The sequence below is a fragment of the Rhizobium sullae genome, from assembly GCF_900169785.1.
Classification (GTDB): Bacteria; Pseudomonadota; Alphaproteobacteria; order Rhizobiales; family Rhizobiaceae; genus Rhizobium; species Rhizobium sullae.
Genome location: NZ_FWER01000043.1, coordinates 12,235 through 31,980 on the forward strand (window position 1 = coordinate 12,235; position 19,746 = coordinate 31,980).

At 59.6% G+C, this 19,746-nt stretch carries 19 protein-coding genes; 12 read left to right on the forward strand and 7 right to left on the reverse strand.

The genetic code is table 11. From position 1 onward, the window contains the following. Position 1 precedes the first annotated feature (1 nt). Positions 2 to 2,764, reverse strand: a complete 2,763-nt coding sequence (locus tag BN1800_RS28395; RefSeq protein ID WP_087002284.1) for an ATP-binding protein — start codon at positions 2,762 to 2,764, stop codon at positions 2 to 4. 197 nt (positions 2,765 to 2,961) lie between these two features. Between BN1800_RS28395 and BN1800_RS28400 the strand changes: the two genes are divergently transcribed. From BN1800_RS28400 to BN1800_RS28420, 5 genes are all read left to right on the forward strand, one after another. After that, the gene (locus BN1800_RS28400; RefSeq protein ID WP_087002231.1) at positions 2,962 to 3,375 is read left to right on the forward strand and encodes a GlcG/HbpS family heme-binding protein; all 414 of its coding nucleotides are present in this window, start codon (positions 2,962 to 2,964) and stop codon (positions 3,373 to 3,375) included. Positions 3,376 to 3,408: 33 nt separating this feature from the next. Beyond that, on the forward strand, positions 3,409 to 4,221 hold the full coding sequence (locus BN1800_RS28405) for an SDR family oxidoreductase (protein ID WP_087002233.1): 813 nt from the start codon (positions 3,409 to 3,411) through the stop codon (positions 4,219 to 4,221). 84 nt (positions 4,222 to 4,305) lie between these two features. Further along, positions 4,306 to 4,809, forward strand: a complete 504-nt coding sequence (locus BN1800_RS28410) for a nuclear transport factor 2 family protein (protein ID WP_087002235.1) — start codon at positions 4,306 to 4,308, stop codon at positions 4,807 to 4,809. Between the two features lie 14 nt (positions 4,810 to 4,823). Then, positions 4,824 to 5,648 (forward strand): oxidoreductase, encoded by an 825-nt coding sequence (locus tag BN1800_RS28415; RefSeq protein ID WP_087002237.1) that lies wholly within the window; start codon positions 4,824 to 4,826, stop codon positions 5,646 to 5,648. A 79-nt stretch (positions 5,649 to 5,727) separates the two neighbouring features. Next, positions 5,728 to 7,311 (forward strand): Na+/H+ antiporter, encoded by a 1,584-nt coding sequence (locus BN1800_RS28420; protein WP_087002239.1) that lies wholly within the window; start codon positions 5,728 to 5,730, stop codon positions 7,309 to 7,311. A 70-nt stretch (positions 7,312 to 7,381) separates the two neighbouring features. Here BN1800_RS28420 and BN1800_RS42880 read toward each other — a convergent pair whose 3' ends face one another. Continuing rightward, a complete protein-coding gene (locus tag BN1800_RS42880; RefSeq protein ID WP_244564687.1) occupies positions 7,382 to 7,819 on the reverse strand; it encodes a hypothetical protein in 438 nt (145 codons plus the stop codon). A 253-nt stretch (positions 7,820 to 8,072) separates the two neighbouring features. Here BN1800_RS42880 and BN1800_RS28435 point away from each other — a divergent pair, with 253 nt between their 5' ends. After that, positions 8,073 to 8,291 carry a hypothetical protein gene (locus BN1800_RS28435; protein WP_087002241.1) on the forward strand — a complete coding sequence of 73 codons (219 nt, stop codon included), beginning with the start codon at positions 8,073 to 8,075 and terminating at the stop codon, positions 8,289 to 8,291. Between the two features lie 293 nt (positions 8,292 to 8,584). Here the strand turns inward: BN1800_RS28435 and BN1800_RS40650 are convergent, their stop codons facing one another. Continuing rightward, positions 8,585 to 8,971, reverse strand: coding sequence for a hypothetical protein (locus tag BN1800_RS40650; RefSeq protein ID WP_143534123.1), 387 nt, complete (start codon positions 8,969 to 8,971; stop codon positions 8,585 to 8,587). Between the two features lie 219 nt (positions 8,972 to 9,190). Between BN1800_RS40650 and BN1800_RS28440 the strand changes: the two genes are divergently transcribed. From BN1800_RS28440 to BN1800_RS28480, 6 genes are all read left to right on the forward strand, one after another. Then, on the forward strand, positions 9,191 to 9,394 hold the full coding sequence (locus BN1800_RS28440) for a dehydrogenase (RefSeq protein ID WP_244564684.1): 204 nt from the start codon (positions 9,191 to 9,193) through the stop codon (positions 9,392 to 9,394). Further along, on the forward strand, positions 9,391 to 9,744 hold the full coding sequence (locus BN1800_RS28445) for a hypothetical protein (RefSeq protein ID WP_087002244.1): 354 nt from the start codon (positions 9,391 to 9,393) through the stop codon (positions 9,742 to 9,744). Before BN1800_RS28440 ends, BN1800_RS28445 begins: the two co-directional genes overlap by 4 nt. Positions 9,745 to 10,188: 444 nt before the next feature. After that, complete coding sequence (locus BN1800_RS28455) at positions 10,189 to 10,884, forward strand: HNH endonuclease (RefSeq protein ID WP_143534125.1); 696 nt, start codon at positions 10,189 to 10,191, stop codon at positions 10,882 to 10,884. A 489-nt stretch (positions 10,885 to 11,373) separates the two neighbouring features. Next, positions 11,374 to 12,660, forward strand: a complete 1,287-nt coding sequence (locus BN1800_RS28465) for a trypsin-like peptidase domain-containing protein (RefSeq protein WP_087002249.1) — start codon at positions 11,374 to 11,376, stop codon at positions 12,658 to 12,660. A gap of 788 nt (positions 12,661 to 13,448) precedes the next feature. After that, positions 13,449 to 15,314, forward strand: coding sequence for an adenylate/guanylate cyclase domain-containing protein (locus BN1800_RS28475; protein WP_087002253.1), 1,866 nt, complete (start codon positions 13,449 to 13,451; stop codon positions 15,312 to 15,314). A gap of 288 nt (positions 15,315 to 15,602) precedes the next feature. Further along, positions 15,603 to 16,547, forward strand: coding sequence for a lysozyme inhibitor LprI family protein (locus BN1800_RS28480; RefSeq protein WP_087002255.1), 945 nt, complete (start codon positions 15,603 to 15,605; stop codon positions 16,545 to 16,547). A 45-nt stretch (positions 16,548 to 16,592) separates the two neighbouring features. Here BN1800_RS28480 and BN1800_RS28485 read toward each other — a convergent pair whose 3' ends face one another. The 4 genes from BN1800_RS28485 to BN1800_RS28500 all read right to left on the reverse strand — a co-directional run bounded on the left by BN1800_RS28485 (position 16,593) and on the right by BN1800_RS28500 (position 19,742). Continuing rightward, on the reverse strand, positions 16,593 to 17,465 hold the full coding sequence (locus tag BN1800_RS28485) for a DUF4238 domain-containing protein (RefSeq protein ID WP_179213915.1): 873 nt from the start codon (positions 17,463 to 17,465) through the stop codon (positions 16,593 to 16,595). Positions 17,466 to 17,469: 4 nt separating this feature from the next. After that, entirely contained in the window at positions 17,470 to 17,919 is a 450-nt protein-coding gene (locus BN1800_RS44090) for an ATP-binding domain-containing protein (RefSeq protein ID WP_087002259.1), read from the reverse strand. After that, positions 17,919 to 19,394, reverse strand: coding sequence for a UvrD-helicase domain-containing protein (locus BN1800_RS28495; protein ID WP_087002261.1), 1,476 nt, complete (start codon positions 19,392 to 19,394; stop codon positions 17,919 to 17,921). Before BN1800_RS28495 ends, BN1800_RS44090 begins: the two co-directional genes overlap by 1 nt. 162 nt (positions 19,395 to 19,556) lie before the next feature. Continuing rightward, complete coding sequence (locus BN1800_RS28500) at positions 19,557 to 19,742, reverse strand: hypothetical protein (RefSeq protein ID WP_087002262.1); 186 nt, start codon at positions 19,740 to 19,742, stop codon at positions 19,557 to 19,559. Between the last annotated feature and the right edge of the window lie 4 nt (positions 19,743 to 19,746).

Consider the following 19,746-nt stretch of genomic DNA (forward strand, 5'->3'; position numbering starts at 1 on the left):
GTCAGCAGGCGGCAAGCAGCTCCGCCGCATATACAAGATCTGCATTGACGCGGGAACTTGCAAAGCGGTCGACGAGCGGCTCCACAACCGATCGGGCAGCCGAAACCTGCTCCTGTTGTATCCTGAGGCGCGCGAGACTTAGGATAGCTCGTATTTCCCAAGCAATGTTGCCCTGCGACTGGGATGTCGCCAGCGCATGCAGAAACAACTTTTCGGCTTCGATCGTCCGACCCGCAACAAGGTGGTGTTCACCAGCGGCGCGGAAGTGCTCCGCCGCGCACCAGTGTCGCGGCACGGCTTCAATGCGCTGAAGATCGACGGGCCTGTGAAATGCGCAATGGATACTCGTCATGAAGTCTGCATGTGAAGGAACGTGCGGCGTCCAATCGAGCGGCGCCGCGCCAAACGACCTGCGGCCATCGCGAAGGCGCTCCATGGCCTCGCGTGCACTTGGAATGTATCTTGCCCAGCCGGGGTTGCTGTATTCGCTCGCGAGATGTTCGTAGAGGTTTGCGCTGGCATCCGCACGTTCAAAGGCGCCTGCCCAAAGATAGACGCACAAGCCGCTCCAGGCCGCCCAGGCGATCGTGGGAACGTGACCGCCCGCGATTGCTGAGCGATGGGCCTCCTCCATCTCCTCCAGGCTCGATTGAAATTCGCCGCGAACCCATAGCGTACGCGAACGGAGAATTCGAACGTTCGGCACGTGGTCAAAGGCGATTGGAGTATCAAGGTTCGCCGGCGCGGCGAGAACCAGCGAGCGATCGCATTCGCCCAGCGCAGTGGCGAAGTCGGAGCTGTAGAACTTGGTATAGCCATTGAGGTAGTGCGCCGTCCGAAGGAAGTCGGGGTTCTGCGAGCGTTGCGCGAATTCAAAGGCATCCGATCCGTAGACTTCCAGCTTCTCCAAATTCGCGGCAGTCAGGGCTGCGACTGTGAGCGTCACGAGTGCACTCATTTGTTGATCGGGCGCATTCAACCGCTTCGAAAGATCCAGAGTTCGCAGTGCAGCCGTTTCGATCCGCTCAACAAAGTTCGATGGATCCGGCGGCTGCGTATCGACAAGCATCTGTGCTGTGTGGTCGCAAACGAGCATCTCCAGTCGCAAGGCATCTTCATCTCCCGCATCAGCGGGCATGGCGCGGATGGTCTCTGTGGAGCGGTTCACGTACTCCGTCTTGATGTTGAGGGACTGACAGAAGCCAATTCCGGCTCCCATCAACTTAAGCGCGGTATGCCACTCGCCGTTTCGCACTGACCAATCGTGCGCTGCGCGCCAATCGTCCAGAACGCCGCTGTAGTTTCGCTTGAGATCGCCGGCGGCGACCTCCCGTCCGTTTATCGCGGTCAGCCGACGCAGCGTGTATTCAACGAAGCGTACATAGACTGCGGAAGTTTCTTCACTGTCCAACAGCTTGAGTCTCGCGTAGACTCGCATCGTCTCCAAGAAACGGAACGATGCGCTCTCCTCGCTGAAATCAACGGTGAGGAGTGACTTTGCGACTAGGTTTGCCAACGTGTTGTGAACCGCCGCTCCGGATATTGTATCGGTGCCGGCGATCGCCTGCGCATCGTCGGCCGCGAACCGTCCGGGAAAAACGCCGAGGCGGCGCATGACCAAAGCTTCTTCCTCGCTCAGTGCATCGTAGCTCGAATCGAGCGCCGCCTGCAGCGTTCGGTGCTTCGGCAGGGCGGTGCGCATACCACGGACCAGAACAGTGAAGCGGTCGTCGAGCCGTCGGGCGAGTTCGCGTATCGTCATCGTATCGCTGGTGGCGGCGGCGAGTTCTATGGCGAGCGGGCTTCCGTCCAGTCGGCGACAAACTTCGCCCAAGAGGGACGCATCGCCGTCGTCTATGGCAAACGCGCTCAACCGGCGGCCTGCGGCCTCCACGAACATCTGAATTGCCGCGTAGCTCAGGGCAGACTGCGCCGTCAGCTCGGCGCCCTCAGGCGGACAACTCAATGGCTCCAGCGTGAAGACGCACTCGCCGGGAACCCGCAGCGGCTCCCGGCTCGTAGCAAGGATTGAAACGCCTGCGGTCCGGCTCGTCAGCCTTGCCACCATGGCAGCCACGTCGCCGACAACATGTTCGCAATTGTCGAAGACGAGCAGGATCGGCTTGTTTGCGAGGGCGCGCACAATATGAGCGGCGACGTCGTTCGGTGTCCCTTCGAGCTCAAGTGCTTCAAATATGCATCCCTGCACATGCAGCGACGACACGGACGTGGAGAAGTCGACGAATACGCACTCTGTACCCGCGTATTCCTCTATGGCCGCCAGCGCCAGCGCAGTCTTGCCCATGCCTCCGGCTCCGACGATCGTGACGATGCGATGTGCGGCGAGCGCGTCTCCGAGGTTGGCCAGCGCTTCGCGTCTTCCGAAGAGTGTGCTGAGCTGTCTTGGTACGCGCGTCAGCGGCGAAGTTAGCATCTCGGTCGCGGGTGCGGCTGAGACTGGCCCAGCGAATACGTATCCCTCACGCGGCACTGTGGTGATATCGAAGGCTCCATCAGCTACACCTGAAAGGGCCTTGCGCAGGGCCACGATATGGACCCGAAGGTTCACGTCTTCGACGTTCAACCCAGACCAGGCAGCGGCGAGAAGTTCCTTCTGACTGACGATGTGACCGGGACGCTCGACGAGAGCCAGCAACAGTCTGCAAGCCTTAGCCCCGACACGTAACTTTACGCCATCGCGCCGCAACTCGAGCCGCAATGGGTCGAGTTCGAAGGGGCCGAATGTGAACCGTGGCACTGACACGACCTGCTCCACGACAGCCATGATAGGACGTAGGTACCTGAAGTTCCGATAGGCGGCAAGCTGCTGGGCTGGCGGGTTCTCACGAGGCGCGCGGCCGCATCTTAACAACTCCTAACAGTTCCTAACTTGAAGCTCCTGCCCTCCAGGACGACAGTCCGCACATCGAAAACCAGAATGGACGGATGGGAGGTTCGCAAATGCCGATTTCGGCTCACAACGCGCAGGCGATCATCGATCATGCTGAGGCCAAGGCCCGGGAGATGGGACTTGCGGCGATCATCGCCATCCTGGACGAGGGCGGCAACCTGAAGGCCTTTCATCGTATGGACGGAGCAGTGCTCGGATCCATCGACATCGCGATGCGGAAGGCCCGGACCGCGGTGCTTTTCCAATGCAACAGCGAAGACGTGTGGGACTATCTGAAGCCCGGCGCCCCCGCGCCCCATCTCGAGTTGAGCAATGGCGGGCTGGCGCCATACGCGGGCGGCATCGCGCTCAAATGTCCGAATGGCGGGCTGGCCGGGTCGCTCGGTGTTTCGGGTGGAACCATCGAACAGGATACCAAGATCGCTAAGGCGGGGCTCACGGCCTTCGAGGCGACACTACGCTGACCATCAACCCACGAATACAAAAGGGAGAATGACATGGGCAAGACAATCCTCATTACTGGCGCTGGATCGGGCTTCGGCAAGGCGGCTGCCATCGGCATGGCCAAGAACGGCCACAACATCATCGCGACCTGCCAGGTCTCGCCAATGGTCACGGCCATGCGCGAGGAAGTGGCTGCGCTCGATCTGGGTAATCGCATACGAGTCGAGCGCCTCGATCTGACGGATCCGTACGACATCAAGCAGGCTCAGAGCTGGGACTTCGACGTTCTCTGGAACAATGCGGGGCAGGGCGAGCCGGGTCCGGTCTGGGAAATCCCGGTCGACATCGTTCGCCGCAACTTCGAAACGAACGTCTTCCTGCCGCTGACGCTCACACAGGGTGTCATCCAGCGCTGGATCCGCGAGGGCAAGCACCACGGAAAGAAGGTGGTCTTCACCTCGTCAATGGGCGGCCTGTTCACCCCGGCAAACTGGGGCACCTACGTCTCGACGAAGCATGCGCTGGAATCGATTGCGGAGGCCCTGCAGCAGGAACTCGCCGCATACGGCATCAAGATCCAGACCGTCAATCCCGGTGCCTATTATACTGGCTACAACGAGACGATGGCCGACAATCCGTTCCGCTGGATGGATGACAGCAAGAACGTCACGAAGCGTGCCGATCTCCGGAAGGGCTTCGACGATTTCTTCGCGACTCCGGAAGGAAAGATGGATCCCAAGGAGATGATCGATCGCATGATCGAGATCGTTCCGGCCGACACAGGCAGGTTCCGCAACGTCTGCCCGAAGGTGATCGAGGATATGCTGAAGGATCACCAGCTCAAGGCCTGGGAAGCTCAGATATAGGATATCGCGGCGTTGCCCCCGCCGCTCAGCTCCGCCGTCGGGATGTGCCCGCCGGCACACAACTCGTTCCAAGGGAGTCCAGAGATGAGCAACAGCAAACTATCGGTGGCAACCCTGCGAAGGATCGCTTTCGCGGCCTGCGGTTCGGTGTTCACGGCAGTCAGTGGCGTGGCGGCTGCCGATGAGGCCACCAACAAGGCGACAGTACTGAAGGCCTTCGACGCGTGGGCAACAGGAACTGGAAGCCCCTATGATCTTCTGGCCGACAACGTGACCTGGACGATCACGGGCAACTCGGCAGCCTCCAAGTCTTATGGCAGCCGTGATGCGTTCATCAACGAGGTCATCAAGCCGTTCAACGCGCGCATGAGCGTTGGGCTCAAGCCGACGATCCGGAACATGTACGCCGACGGCGATACGGTGATCGTCTTCTTCGATGCCGCCGGAACAGCGAAGGACGGCCAGCCATACAAGAACACCTACGCGTGGTTCCTTGATCTCGATGGCGGCAAAATCGTCAAAGCGTCGGCTTTCTTCGACAGTATCGCCTTCAACAAGCTCTGGGCGCTGCCGGCCGCCTCCGAGTAGAAAAGGAGACCAAGATGAAGACATGGTTCATAACCGGAGCATCGCGCGGGTTTGGCGCCCGCATTGCGCAGCTTGCTCTTGAACGCGGTGACAACGTGGTCGCGACTGCGCGCAGTGCAGGGTCGGTCAGGGAGAACCTCGGAGAACGTCGCAACCTGTTTGCGGCCGCGCTGGATGTGACGAGCGAAGAACAGGCGCGAGAAGCAACCCGACAGGCTGTCGAGCGTTTCGGCACCATCGACGTGCTCCTGAACAACGCGGGCTTCGGTCTCGTCGGCGCGGTCGAGGAAGCCACCGGAGAGGAAGTCGAACGTCTCTATCGGACGAACGTCTTCGGTCTGCTGACGGTGACGCGTGCCGTCCTCCCGCAGATGCGGGCGCAGAGGTCGGGTCGCATCCTCAACATCTCATCGATCGGTGGCTACCGCGCTGGCGCAGGATTCGGTGTCTACTGCTCCACGAAGTTCGCAGTCGAAGGACTATCCGAGGCGCTCCATGCGGAACTGGAACCGCTTGGAATCCACGTGACCGTGATCGAACCCGGTTACTTCCGGACGGACTTCCTCGACGCCAGCTCGTTGTCGTCGAGCGGCAACCGGATCCGCGACTATGACGAGACCGCCGGCGCGGTTCGCGAGCACGCGTCCTCGCTGAACCACAACCAGCCTGGCGACCCGGAAAAGTTCGCCCGGCAGGTCGTAGCCTTCGCCGATGTCGCCCAGCCTCCCGTCCGCATGCCATTCGGCAGCGACACCGTTGCCGCGATAGAGGCGAAGCATCTTGGCGATGCCGACATCATCAAGCAGTGGCGAGAGGTATCGGTCTCCACCGACTTCTGAAGAGGATGCATCTCGTCCCCTCTGTTGCGTTTTAGGCGGAGCCGTCCTTTGATGGGCCACTTTGGCCGCGGGGAGACATATGGACGGCACCCACCTCTTTGAACTCGTGATCGCGATGTTTCTTACGATCATCGCGCTCCACTATCTCTCCTATCGGCTGGGACTGCCTCCGTCGGTCGCACTGCTTGCGGGCGGTGCTGCTTTGGCCTTCGTCCCCGGGCTGCCAGCGATAACGGTGGATCCGGAGCTTGTGCTCGTCATCTTCCTGCCGCCGCTTCTGTTCGACGGGGCTTGGTCCATCGCCGTCGACAGGCTGAAGCGCCACATGTTCGGCATTGCCTCGCTCGCAGTCGGCGCCGTGCTCTTCACCACCATTGTCGTTGCTGTAGTCGCCCATCTGCTAATGCCTTCGCTGCCGTGGGCCGCCTGCGCGGCGCTTGGAGCCATCGTATCGCCGCCGGATGCGGTCTCTGCCCGAGCGATCCTCGAGCGGGTTCGCCTGCCACGACGACTTCAGATCCTTTTGGAAGGCGAGAGCCTGCTGAATGACGCGAGCGGGTTGGTGCTTTTCCGCTTCGCCGTTGCAGCGGCAGCGACTGGCGCGTTCAGTACGGTCAGTGCAGTTGGGACGTTCCTTGTGCTTGCTGCCGGCGGAGCGGCACTGGGGGGCGTGCTCGGTTTCGCGTGGGTCAGGCTCATCCGGAAACTGCGCGACGACTACCTCATGATCGCTGCGACCACATTACTCTGCTGGATCGCATACCTTCTGGGAGAGCAACTCCATGTGTCCGGTGTGATCGCCACTGTCACGGCGGGCCTGATCGCCTCGTGGCACCAGCACACCGTGATGTCGGCGGGGACGCGCATGCGCGGCACTTCATTCTGGACAGTGCTCGTCTTCCTTATGGAGGCGATGGTGTTCATCCTGATTGGCCTATCGTTGCGCGATGTCGTCGAGCGCGGCGGCGGCTTCGGGGTGCTGGTCGAAACCATGGCGTTTCCGGCGCTTGTGATCCTTGTCGCCCTTGTTACGGCTCGCTTCGTCTGGGTGTTCGGCTCCGATGTAGCGATCAGACTCGCGAACGGACTGGGATTTGCAAGATCGGTTCCGATGGGGGCGGGGGCGGCGACCGTCTTAAGCTGGGCAGGCGTTCGTGGCGTTGTCACACTCGCACTTGCCTTGAGCCTTCCCGAAGGATTTCCTGGACGGGATTTCATCCTTGTCATGTCCTTTGCCGTGATCATGGGGACGGTGCTCGTGCAGGGCACAACGCTTGGTGCGGTGATTTCCTGGGCTGGCTTGGGAGAGGCGGAAGCCGAGCGCGCACCGATGACGATGAGTCAGGCAGAAGCAGCGATGGCACAGATCCAGTTCACGAAGGTGAGCGAACTCGCCTACGATGCCGAGGGCAAGCTGATCCATCCTCAGCTACTGAAGAGATATGAGCACCGGGCTACGGCAATAGTCGACTATGCCGAGCGCACCGCGGATTACACTCCGATGCTGCACGCCCATTTCGATGTTGTTCTTGAGGCGGTCGCGGTTGGCCGGACGGAACTCATACGACTGCATCGCTCCGGGCAGATCGACGACGAGACGCTACGTGAGCTTGAACGTGATCTCGACCTGGAAGAATTGAGCGCCATCTCCGCCAAAGCCTGAACCATCCTATGAGGTTTGCAAACAGGGGAACCGGGTTTCGCACCGATCACCCGTGGCATCGACCAATCGGTCACAGCCAAGCGCTGACATCCGCCGGAGCCTTGCGAACGTCACGCTTGCGCCGGTGCTTCTTGACGAGTTCGGCGCGGACATAGCTGCCTGTCCGGCCGCAGGCCCGGCACTCCACTTCGATGATCGGATTGCGCACCTGACGCAGTGTGGCGGAGAGATTGAGCGGCTTCTTTGGCTTCCCGGGCAACGATGGCTCCATGACGAACGGCAGCGTCATTAGTCGGGCACCCGCCTGCATATCCAGCGACTTCCGGACCGGGGATGGTAGCCGGGAGCGGATTTCCTGCAGAATCCCCTTCAACCTGACACCAGATCCGAGGGTCGCCACAACGGGAAGTGGCCACTCCCTGATCAGCTCGGGATCGTCGCTTTCCTTGCTTTTCGTCTTCGTCTTGGGCATGTCGCAGCAAATGGTGTCGAAGGAGTCAAGCGTCAACGGAACTGGGGGGATTTCCCACGTTCTCGCAGCGAGGAGGATCCCATGTCTGTGCCAAACGAACCATTGTGCCGCCGCCGTCGCCGCCGCCCGTCGACACGCCACCGCGCGATCCTGACCGGATACCCGGCGAGGAACCGCTTCCCGATCCCGAACCCGACGAGGCCGCTTCTCCAAGCATACGCGCTTCCGTACATTGCCCGACGTGGGACCTTCTTTGCAGAGGCATTCGTCGTCAGCCGGAGAACGGGCAATGACCAAGGACTGGCGCGACGACCTGAGCCTGAAGCTCGAAGATTTCGTCGACACGTTCGTGGTTAAAGGCGCAAAGGCGACGGACGTCTACGATGCCATCCAGAATGAACTCGACCTCCTTAGGGTCGCGTACGACCGCGACCCTGATCCCGCAGACGACCAATCGGACGACGTTGTCGAGGAACCGTCAAACGACTGGCCGGCTTCCCAGGCCTGACCCACGCCCGGGAAGCCGGCTGGCACATCCTTCGGGTAGTTTTCTAGTTGAGACTTGTTGCGGACACACTTCAGAGGTAGAACTCTCTCATAGGCATTGCTGATGAGCGCTGAATTCGCTGCTCGCAACGCCGCATCGCTGAAATGCTTTTGACCACGGATGTACTGGCACTGGTAAGAAGGCGATGATGAGGAGGGTCGGTGCGGTTTCGCCCCGGCCTTTTTTCTTGCTTGAGAGGCTGGGGTTTCCTCAGGGCGGATCAGTGCCGCGTATCCAGCAACGGCTCATCGTCGTCAAAGTTTCCATTGCTGGCGGCATCGTACGGGTTGATGCTCCGGCAGCCGCCACGCGTGCCATATGCCGTCAACTGAACCGGTGGCCATGCCGAGCCACGCGCCCATCATGTTGCATTCCTTGGGATCGGAGAATTCCTTCACAGCCCCCGGATAGTTCTGACGAGCTTCGTCGAGCTTCCTTTGCAGATCGGCTGCCTTAGCCTTCTTGCGGACGGCCGTCTGGAGGAACTCGCACCGGAGGCGCTGCTGGCCCGCCTGAAGCTTGCAGCTATACGTCAGCGAGGAATCCTCCTGCTGGTTATAGAGCATGCCATTTGTGGGATAGTCTGTGGCGACGGCATCGAACGCCACCATTCCGACTGCAAGCATTATCAGCGTTTTCATCGATTTTCCCCCGTCCTCAACTTTGCTCCGGCAGGAAGGGGAATTCAAGCCTCAGGACACGCCGCATCTTTGATCTGCTAAGTGTTCAACGAATCCTTGCTACGACTCGTTCTGGTGTCTAGCTTTTCGGTGCTCGCGCTGTCGCGCCGTTGCATAGGCCGCATCGCTGCCGCAACATTGTCTCCGAGCATGCTCTTCCTGAACTGACGAGGATCCGACATGCTTGCTGAACGTCATATGACACCGGAATCCAACCCCGTCGACGCAGCTTTGGCCTGGCACGGAGGGGATCCGCGTGCAACCATCAATGCTCTGCTCAAGGACCGTGAACGGCTGTGCGAACAGCTCGCAATCGCTCGGGCATGCATCAGCAAAGGCTATACGCGCGGTTGGCTGCCCGGCGCTGAATTCGAGGGACGATGACGATAACTGCGGAGACGAGCAGCGTCCCGGGGTTCGTCGCAGAACTCGTAAGGGCGGCGAATGAAGTCGACCGGCTGACCGCGGGCGAAATCGAGAGCTTGTTGCTTCGTGCGATGACCACGGTGCGCGATCTGCGCGAGCAAGCTGGGATCCCTGGAAGTGGTACCGAACGCGATGCAATCGTACGTCTGGACGTCGCGGCAAAAGGTGTTGTTAGATTTTCGCATGCGAATGTCTCGGCAATTCTTCGCGAAGCCGCGGATATGGTCCGGACGCTCTGGATCGTCGTCGACAGCGGGACTGTAGTCAGCTTGAAGTCGTCAGGGTCTAGCAGCAGCGATCGTTCATGATGGGATCCCCGCGATGCAGGCGCGTACGTTTCCTGTGCTAAGTCTCCGTTCCCCGCCTAGGCGACGCCCAGCGCGGCCTTTCGCCTGACCCGCGGATATAGCGGTGTTCTCGTTGTCACGCTCAGCCTTCTCGGCAAGCGCGACAGCATTGACGACCTGGAACTCGTCTTCGTCCGTTTCGAGCAGGATTTTCACAGGAGGAACTTTCGCGTGCGCTACGAGGGCAAGCCGATCCCAAACCAGGATGCTTCTCGAAGACAAGTTGCTCACGCGCGTGACCGGTTGCGTTCGACTTTAAGGCTAGGGCAGGGCAGCATTGAAAGGACGATCCCTAGCGCGTTTCTCCTCCGGCTGCAGGGATCGCCTTTGGTGTGCATTCGAACCCATTGCCAACTTAGGAGAAATGGTCCTAGATTGCGGTCAATTCTTCACCCGCAGTCACGAATGTCCCAGCCCGCAAAACGCAACTTCACCGACGCCGAACGCTATGCAGTTTGGACCGTGCATAGTGAGCGATGCTGGCTGTGCGAGGAACCAGTTTCGTACAACACCTGCGAGGTCGATCACATCATTCCGGAATCTCTGGAAGGATCCGATGCCCTTCAAGCAATCCTGGAGGGTTTCGGCCTTGGGGAGAACTTTGCAGTCAATTCGTGGGCCAACTGGATGCCCGCTTGCCGCAGGTGCAATGGCTCAAAGGGAAATAGGGTCTTCAAGGCAACCCCAGTCATCCAACTCAGGCTCGAACGCGCCGCTGAAAAGGCAGTACGCGCCGCCGAAGTTCACGAGAGGTATCTCACTGATCGAGCCATTGGCATCGCCACTGCCCGGATCACAGAAGCCTCGGTCAGTGGGAAACTACCGGACAAATACAGGAGGAAACTCGAGCAGCTCTTCTATCGTCATCACGAGGAGAACCGAGAGCCGGAGCAGAAGGGCAGGCCATTGGAGTTCGGCCCCGGTATGACCATCGTTAGCGAAGACGACCTGCGATACATGATCCGAGGGCGCACCGGGATTGTCGGGATGCGGCCCAAGGGCGATCGGCTCGATCCTAGTTGGGACTGTCCGTATTGTGGTCCGACCAGTTGGAATGGCACGCGGTGCACAAACTGCGGTCAGATGATTGATCCGGACTGATCACTTCAGATGTCCTGGTCACTAAAGACCTGAATGTCGGGTGTTGAAACCTGAGGCGTTCGCCAGGAGAAGAATGAACTGGCAGTACCGCCGAACGGTGACCGACGGTGAACCGGACGTGGTGCAGAACGTATCGCGCTCTCAGCCACCGTGCAGGGGCTCTTCGACAGGCATTTGATCTCGCTGAGCGGCGATTACCGGATCCTCGTATCGCACAACGAGGTGCCGCTGGTGCCGCGGACACTGTTTGCGAAGCAGATGGATCGAATCCATTTGCCTGCGGATGGCAGGTTGTGGCCTCATCCGGCGTATGTTGCGCGACACCGAGAGAGGTTTAGTTCGGTGTGAGGTAACCTGCGCTCATTCCCGAAGGGGTTCTCCCGTGATGCAGGCGGGTGACACAGTACGCTGACAATTAAGCAATCTTGCAAGAAGAAGTTGAAATCCATGCCTCGATGGCTTTAGCTTTCGACCGCCTGGGGAATTCAAATGTTTGTCACTCGCCGAGTATTCGTTGCCGCGGGCCTGTCCATGGCCATCGCTTCACACTGCCTTGCCGACGAGCCCAGTTCCTCGGGAACGGGATTTGCGGTAACCACCGACGGGTGGATCCTGACGAACGCCCATGTGGTCCAGGATTGCGGGCGGATCGAGGTGAAGGGGAAGGGCGATGCCGCCGATCCCCGCATCGATGGGATCAATGATCTGGCCGTCGTGAAGATCGCGGCCGGCGAGCCACTAAAGCCACTTGCATTCCGAAAGTCTCCAACGAGGCTCGGCGAGGACATCGTTGCAGTGGGATACCCTCTGGCCGCGCTGCTCGCGGATTCAGTGAAGATCACCACAGGCAACGTGAATGCTCTCGCGGGGATCCGCAACGACACCAGATACATCCAGATCTCGACACCAATCCAGCCGGGCAACTCAGGAGGCCCTGTAGTGGACCGGAACGGATACCTTGTCGGCATCACGAGCGCGACGCTATCCAAGAAGACTGCAGATGAGATCGGTATCACTGCTCAGAACGTGAACTTCGCGATCCGCGCGTCGGTCGCCGAGTTATTTATGCAGTCTCAGAGCCTCGTTGATCAAGCCGCTGATACGACTGAGAATCCGACAGCCCTATCGACAGCCGATCTTGCTGATCGCGTTACGCCGTCGGTTTTCCAGATCCTATGCTATCCAAAGCCAGACGCGCGAGTAGCCATCACCCCTGAGTCGCCGAACTCTATCCAAACCCAGCCTCCCGCAAGCTCTGTCAACCTGCCGGCGGACAATGCGGCCACCGATGACGCGTCGCTCGAAGTTCCCCGAGCCCGGAGCGGCTTCGTGCGTCATCCCAAGGGGATAGCGCCGATCAGATCTGCGGCCGACGGCGATGCGAAGACGATCGGACAGGCGCCAAACGGAAGTCCCGTGGAGGTCACTGAACTACTAGGCGACTGGTATCGCGTCGTCGTCGGAGGATCCAGCGGCTACATGCACTATTCCTGGGTGCGGGTGAACGAATTCGAGGAACCTGCTGGTGACGGACGCTTCGTGCAGGTCAAATCCTTCCGGACACTCGAAGACGCCCGCTCGTTCATCAAAGCCTCGTCGGTCCCGCTCGCGGCACACCTAGCTGCGAACGGCTGGATCGCCGTGACACTGCATGACGTCTATGGCGAGCAGGAAGCGAAGGACCTGTCAAATGCCCTCAAGACGCACGGGCTCATCGCGAAGGATGCCATGGTGACTTTCGGAAACACCTACGTCCGAAAGGTCTGCTGTGACTGACATAATGAGAAAGAGGCACTGACTTGGAGGACCCGGTGAATAGAGCTGGCGGCATGCAGTTGTTCTTCGGTGCCGCGGCAGCACTCCTGTCGGTCGTCGTAACTGTAGAAGCTGCAAACACTCCCTGCAGCGGCAGGAAGGGGGGCATCGCGGGCTGCCAGGGCGACGCGTTCATTTGCAATGACGGCTCTGTAAGCGCGAGCAAAAGATCCTGCTCTGCGTCCATGGGAGGCGCCGTCGGCCTGCTTGGCGCCACCGGGTCACAGATGGCGCCCACTGTCAGTGGGGAGTGCTCCTGCCGATCCGGAGCATATTGCACCGGTCCCAGAGGAGGCCGGTATTGCATCACCGACGGAGGTAAGAAGAGCTGCTTGCGGAAGTGAACGTGAGCTCTTTTGGCGAAGTGAGCAGGGAAACCGGTTTCAGAGCAGTCCTGGGATCGATGCCGCTTCGACGGAGTGCGAACCATGCGGTGTTGCTTGATTGCCGATCGTGGCTCTGACTGGCTGCTCGAGGCCGCAGCCTCCTATGCTGCGTTTGCTCGGCGTGAGGAAGACGCGGATTCTGTCGTTCCGCGCCGGCAGCGCGCGAAAAGCTTGGCAGGCCCGTCGATCTGGTTGCGATCAACATGCCTCCGTCGTTGACCCGATTATCAGCCGCCGTGCGTCGGAAACATATGAATGAATAAAAGCCGGACGAAGATGGCCGCACGGGTCAAACAGGTTTATTGTCGCGCGTAACGATCGTGTGAATTGAAAATGCGGTAGCTAGAGGATGGGGGACGTCCAATGCAACGCAGGCTCTCGGCAATTCTCTCCGCCGACATCGTCGGATACACCCGTTTGATGGAACTCGACGACGTCGCCACATTGAGCAGGCTCAAGTCGCTCCGCAACGACGTGGTCGACCCGAGTGTCGTGTCTCACCAGGGGCGGATCGTCAAGCTCATGGGCGATGGCATGCTGGTGGAGTTTTCCAGCGCAGCCGATGCCGTCCGCTGTGCGATCGAAGTTCAACGAGGGGTGGCGGGAGCCGAACCCTACTCTCCACAGGGCCGCCGTCTCGTCTACCGCATCGGAGTCAATCTGGGCTACGTCATCGTCGATGACGAAGACATCTACGGGGATGGGGTCAACGTCGCGTCCCGTTTGCAATCACTGGCCGACCCCGGCGGAATAGCAATCGCGGAAATCGTCTACCAACACATCGGCAGCGACCTGAATATCGATTTTGAGGATTTCGGATGTCACTCCGTCAAGAACCACGAGCGGCCCGTGCGCATCTATATGGCGCGGTTCGAAGGGATGGCTCAGTCTCGACAGGCAGCGGTCTCGGGATATGACCGCATATCGATCGCAGTGCTGCCTTTTACCAACATGAGCGGTCATCAGGACCAGGAAAGCTTCAGCGACGGCATCACAGAGGACATCATAACGGATCTCGCAAAAGTGTCCTCGCTGAGCGTCTGTGCGCGCAACTCAAGCTTCGTCTATAAGGGCCGCGCGGCGGACGCGAGGCAGGTCGGGCGCGATCTAAGCGTTGGGCACGTGCTAGAAGGCAGCGTGCGCAGTGATGGAAGCAAAATCCGCGTCGCGGCCCAACTCATCGACGCGACGGATGGACGGCACATCTGGGCCGAGCGCTACGACCGTGAGTTCGAAGACGTTTTCGCGCTGCAGGACGAGATTTCAAAGCATGTCGTAGATGCCCTCAAGGCAAGTCTCGCTGGAAGCGAGCTGGAGACCATCACTCGGCGCGGCACCAACGATCCACAGGCCTATCAGGCCTATCTGACGGGGCGATCGTTCTTCAATCGCGGACATGAAGCGAAGAACATGACGGCGGCCAGATCGTGGTTTGAGAAGGCGATCGGTATCGACCCGTCCTACGCCGGCGCTTATGCCGGAATGGCGGACTGCGACTCCTATCTTCTGCTCGCCAATGATCCGGCGGCGACCTATGGCGGGATCATGATCAATGCGGACAAGGCATTGGAACTCGATCCCGGCCTTGCCGACGCACACGCGTCGCGGGGAATCGCAAATTTCGCCGTGGGGCTGCGGGCCGAAGCGGAGATCGAGTTCGACCGGGCGCTCGAACTGGACCCGACCTCCTACGAAGCCAACTTCTTCCGTGGACGAAACTGTCACGCGCAGCAACAGTTCGAGCGGGCGCGCGGGTTCTACGAACGCACGATCGCCTTGAAACCGGACGACTATCGGGCCTGGGATCAGTTACGAGCCGTCCAGGTATCGCTCGGGCTGCATCAAGAGGCGATGCAGTCCGCTCTGGAGTGCCTTCGGCTGATGGAGAGAGAGGTCGCCGAACATCCCGACGAGCCGATCCTGTTGTGCTACGGCGGTTGCCTGCTGGCCGATCTTGGGGAAGTGGACAAGGGGGCCCTGTGGGCATCCCGTGCAGCGGCGATCGCTGGCGACGACCTAAGGGTCCTCTACAATCTCGCTTGCTGCTATTCGAAGTTGGGAAAGGTTCCGGAAGCAATAGCCTGTCTCGAGCGCCAGACGGAGGGATCTCCTGCATACGTGACGTCGGTAGCAGCGTGGATGAAGACGGATAGTGATCTGGATCACCTTCGAGAACACCAGAGTTTCTTGGTGCTTTCTGACTGCATGCAGGCACTCGCCGTCTCATAGCATCCTCGGACCGCGGGGTGGGAACTGTCGACTTATCGTGCTCGTTCACGCCTGCGCCAATGCTCCGAATCGAGGGGGCATCGGCTTCGCTTTGTGAAGATCGATCTCGCGTCCGACTCCGAGAAGTTTCGGCGCGATCTGATCAACATTGTGAAAACACGACGATAGCTGCTGGGCAGCGATCGTCGCGGACGGAAATCATTCTGCGAAGATAGATCGGAGACTGGAATCGCGGAGGGATCAGATTTGCCGGATTGCCCGCGTCTTCAGATTTGATACCTATTCGGCATGAAATATCTTGATCCGCAGCAAATCATCGAGTGGAAGGAGCGCCACGGGAAGCCGAGGCGGGCATCGGAACTCGTTTTCCAGGTCTCCGAGCTGGCAAAGGCCTGGGAGATCAGGCCCCAGGGCGAGACCTTCATCGGCGACCATGTGGTAGTCAGACTTGCGACTATCCTTGAGGTGTTTGTGCGATCCATGGTCGGACAGATGGTCGACTCAAGCGAAGAGGTCTTCGCCGAGAGGGCGAGGCTGCTGGTGAAGGACCTCAAACTCGATTTCATCTTCGCGGATAGCATCGAGAAGCAGAAATTCACTCCTGGCGACATCGTTGCGCACGCGGTCAGTTTGAGCAGTGTTGACTCCATCATGAAGGTCCTCACGACCTTGCTTCCAGACGCGAAGGAGGAACTGCGGACGTCTCATAGGCGCTGGACAGAAGATGAGGATCGGTTCCCGCTCGAACCAATAATCGCAGACATCGATTCGACCCTGCGGCTGCTCAGTGAGATCTTCACCGCCAGGCACATTCTGGTGCACGAATTATCAGGGCAGCGGCCTTACAAGGACGAGGATGTCGCCGAGTTCTGCCGCGCGACCGCCGCATTCATCGAAGCCTGCGATTGGGTGACCGTGAAGCACATCGAAGGCACGCTCGCGTTCACGCAGACCCAGATGACGATCGATGCGGTCCAAGCCCTTGAAGCGGCCGAGGAGGAGGTCGCTGGCCTGCTGACCCGTATTCGGGAAATCCCCGGGGTCGATCTGCAGCTTCTGGAGGAGAGCCAGGCGGCATGGGAGGAATTCAGCAAGCGCGACGCGGCTCTTTTCGCCTCGTTCGCCGAAGGCGGCACCCTTCACCCGATGCTGACCGCGGAGTGGCGCCTTGCCCTTGCCGAGGAGCGTGCAGAGAGCCTCGAAGAGTTTATCCAAAGTCGCGATGGACTTTGATGCGCCCGCATACACGATGCGCCCTTGGCTGCCACAGCGGATACTTCAAAGGAATCCTTTCGCTTCCGCGTCGGCAACCATTTCGGCGCAAACCTCATCAGGGTGGCGGGGCGAGAACATGTGATTGATCGCGTTTCTCCAAACGAGCGCGTTCGATGCCTCGTGTCCCGCGGACTCGTAGAAGTTGGAGTCTGGCTCACTGTGACGGCGGTCCATAAGGAGAAGCCGCGTGGGGCTGATGGGAAAGGTCACGAGAATGCCGGGATCCTTCAATCCTCTGAACGGCCCTGTCGGATCTCCAACCATCACTGGATTGTCCGATGTTATGAACTTGCCTTCGTTGCTGACCAGCATTGCCCAGCGCATATCGAGGAATAGCCTCGCTATCTCACTCGACCGTCCGAGCCACGCATTCCATGCCGCTTTCATATCTTCTTCGCTGGCGTCCCGGTATGCCGGCCACGAAGAGGTATCGATCTCGACGCGCCGGCCATTCATCATCACCTCCTCGGGAAGTTGAGGTAGGTCCGAGTAGAAGTCACGCATCTGGTTACGTATGCGCTGCCAGTCTTCGAACTGAGCGGGCGTACGCAGCCAGGTCGTCGCCACCAGGAGCGCGACCATCATTCGGAGTGGCTTCCAGGATAGATCCGGGTATCCGTCGCATAACGCCTTCCAGACCGGATCGCCAAAATAGGATTCCAGATCAGCGAACTTCTTTTCGAGCGCGTCGTCCCGTCGGCCGCCGGTTCCCATTGGAGAATAGAGGTGAAATTTTACCGCAACCTTGTCGAGGCGCTTGAGTTCTGGCTCCCCGCCATCCTTCCCGAGACGCCAGATCTTTCCTGTGCTCTTCTCGGCGAACGCCTTCAGATAACTTTGCGGAACCCAATGGCAGCGTTTGGTGGTCTGAGCCATGCGTTCACTTGCCAAACAGCCAGCCAAGCAGGCCTTTGCGAGCAGGCCGCTGGCGGACATCCGGTGCGACTGGGGGAACTACGGCGCTCGGTGGAGGCGACGATGGTCTCGTAGGCACGGCCTGGCGTGGTGCCGGAGGCGGCGCTGCTCGAACCACGGCCCGGGGTTTCGAAGGGGCAACCTCGACACGCTCGCGCTGCGGTGCGATCCCGCGCTCAACGAAGTCCATGATCGTCGACGGAACCTCCAAGGATTCCTTCGCTCGTGTCAAGGCGACGTATAGGAGGCGCATTTCCGCGGGATCGGGTCCGCTGTCCTTTTTGTCCGCTGGACTGCTCCGTAGGAAGTCGTCCATGAGGCGAACAGACTTCCATTCCCGTCCCTTAGATTTGTGTGCGGTGGATATGACGAGGTCGGCCTTTTCCTCATCAACGGTTCTGTTCAGCGCCCACATCAGTTGCTTTTCACCCGCTTCTCCACGAGATTGACGAACATCACCAGATGCGCGCCTTCGTCGGTGCGAGCGAACTCCACGACCTCGTTCCAGGACTTGAAGCCGAAGAATGCGGGGCAGGTCGACGGTTCGTTCTCCTTAAGCGCCTGCACGCCGCGAAGCATGTCCATCAGTTCAGACTTATCGCCGACCAGATGAGGCTTCCGCCCGGCGTCAAGCGCTTCGATCACGGCACTGATTGTGGTCGCGTTCGTTCGGGCGAGAACTGCAGCCGGGTTGTTTACAGCACCGATTCTGCTCACGATGTTTGGATTCCCTCGAACGGGCTGGCTCTCGCCGAGTTTCACCAGCATCTTGGTCGCGAGATCGGCGATGGCATTCCCGAAACGAAACGAGGTCGTCAGGTAGGTGCTTGCGTCGGTCTCAATCGACTCCATGGCATTCACGGCGCCGCGCCATTCGTAGATCTGCTGATATCGGTCCCCGACGTAGATCAACTGCCCGCGCTGTCTCTGCAGGATGTCGAGGACGACAGGATTGGTGTCCTGAGCCTCGTCCAACATGATGTAGTCTGCGGCGATGATCGGGCGCGAAAGACCCCAGAGCTTCAGATAGCCGTCGTGACCCAGGGGAAGGGGATCCCGCTCTGAAAGCATCCGGCTCCAGACGTGTCGCGCGCCATCGAGCGCGAAACTTGAGACCTCTTGCAGAACATCCTCCGGGGCGGCCCTAAGGGCACCGAGCGTTGGGACATGCTGCGGGCCGATCTCGTCGTCAGCACTCTGTGCGTACCGTCTGATGGTCTCAAGGTAGAGATATCCTCGGGAGTCCGGTGTGACGGCATATTTGTCGCCGAAGCGGCGGCGCTTGATGTCCAGGACTTCCACAAGCTGCTTTGCTGTGCACTTGTTCGTCAGCTTGCCGATATCCTGCTTGTATCCCGCCGGCGCCGCGCGGAAAGCCAGACTGTGCGAAGTCGAGCAATCTACGGTGTCAGGGAATTTATCGCCGGCGTCCGAGACAATGCTTTTGTTGAAGGCGATATACTGGCCGCGAAGACCCGTCGCGTTCGCAAGGAGCTGGAGCGTGGATGTCTTGCCGGAACCTGCAAACGCATTGATCTTCAGGGATTTGCCCTGCAGAAACGCGTCGAGCGCGGCGGCCTGCTCGTCGGTCGGTTTGAATTTCGGCTTCTTGCGACTGCTGGGTTTGGTGTGAACGGTGCCGGACTTGCCACCTGGTCTCCGAGGGCTCTTGGATTGCTTGGCATCTCCGAAGAGATCCTGCTGCTTCACGGGGGCCTTCGCGAGGGCCGACGCGACCTTCGTCCTAAGGTCTGGTGTCTTCTGGTTCTTGTTTCGGAAGGAGAGTTCGTGGTCGAGGAGTTTCAGGTATTCGGCGTCTCTGTCGCGCGCCGCTTTCTTGAAGACTTCCTCCAACTCAACAAACGACTTTGAAATGAATGGGCGCTGCACGTCTTCTCACCGCTTGAATAGGAGAGCGCACTATCAACTAACGGGTGCATTAGCACAATATTGATGCGCTGGATTTGGGGCGATCTTGTTTATTTATGAATTAGGCAGCAACTGCCACCAGACTCCCGTCCGCTGAACTCAGCTCTTAGGATCGCCGCGATCCTAAAGGCGTGGTTGCGTATCGTGCATGTGGTGGAAGAATTGAAGCGAAAGAGTGCCGAAATCGGTGCAGAGATCGATGATCTCCGGAGGCGGATCGTGGCGCCTGAACAGCAGCGAACCGCGTTCAATATCGTCATCCAGACCTACGAACCCGGTTATAGGCCTGATACGGCTTCTGTCGCCCATGTGA

Excerpts from the sequence above, each read along its gene's own strand:
- BN1800_RS28400 (WP_087002231.1), top strand. The coding sequence starts at position 2,962 with ATGCCGATTTCGGCTCACAACGCGCAGGCGATCATCGATCATGCTGAG.
- BN1800_RS28405 (WP_087002233.1), top strand. The coding sequence starts at position 3,409 with ATGGGCAAGACAATCCTCATTACTGGCGCTGGATCGGGCTTCGGCAAG.
- BN1800_RS28410 (WP_087002235.1), top strand. The coding sequence starts at position 4,306 with ATGAGCAACAGCAAACTATCGGTGGCAACCCTGCGAAGGATCGCTTTC.
- BN1800_RS28415 (WP_087002237.1), top strand. The coding sequence starts at position 4,824 with ATGAAGACATGGTTCATAACCGGAGCATCGCGCGGGTTTGGCGCCCGC.
- BN1800_RS28420 (WP_087002239.1), top strand. The coding sequence starts at position 5,728 with ATGGACGGCACCCACCTCTTTGAACTCGTGATCGCGATGTTTCTTACG.
- BN1800_RS28435 (WP_087002241.1), top strand. The coding sequence starts at position 8,073 with ATGACCAAGGACTGGCGCGACGACCTGAGCCTGAAGCTCGAAGATTTC.
- BN1800_RS40650 (WP_143534123.1), bottom strand. The coding sequence starts at position 8,971 with ATGAAAACGCTGATAATGCTTGCAGTCGGAATGGTGGCGTTCGATGCC.
- BN1800_RS28440 (WP_244564684.1), top strand. The coding sequence starts at position 9,191 with ATGCTTGCTGAACGTCATATGACACCGGAATCCAACCCCGTCGACGCA.
- BN1800_RS28445 (WP_087002244.1), top strand. The coding sequence starts at position 9,391 with ATGACGATAACTGCGGAGACGAGCAGCGTCCCGGGGTTCGTCGCAGAA.
- BN1800_RS28455 (WP_143534125.1), top strand. The coding sequence starts at position 10,189 with ATGTCCCAGCCCGCAAAACGCAACTTCACCGACGCCGAACGCTATGCA.
- BN1800_RS28465 (WP_087002249.1), top strand. The coding sequence starts at position 11,374 with ATGTTTGTCACTCGCCGAGTATTCGTTGCCGCGGGCCTGTCCATGGCC.
- BN1800_RS28475 (WP_087002253.1), top strand. The coding sequence starts at position 13,449 with ATGCAACGCAGGCTCTCGGCAATTCTCTCCGCCGACATCGTCGGATAC.
- BN1800_RS28480 (WP_087002255.1), top strand. The coding sequence starts at position 15,603 with ATGAAATATCTTGATCCGCAGCAAATCATCGAGTGGAAGGAGCGCCAC.
- BN1800_RS28485 (WP_179213915.1), bottom strand. The coding sequence starts at position 17,465 with ATGGCTCAGACCACCAAACGCTGCCATTGGGTTCCGCAAAGTTATCTG.
- BN1800_RS44090 (WP_087002259.1), bottom strand. The coding sequence starts at position 17,919 with ATGTGGGCGCTGAACAGAACCGTTGATGAGGAAAAGGCCGACCTCGTC.
- BN1800_RS28500 (WP_087002262.1), bottom strand. The coding sequence starts at position 19,742 with ATGGGCGACAGAAGCCGTATCAGGCCTATAACCGGGTTCGTAGGTCTG.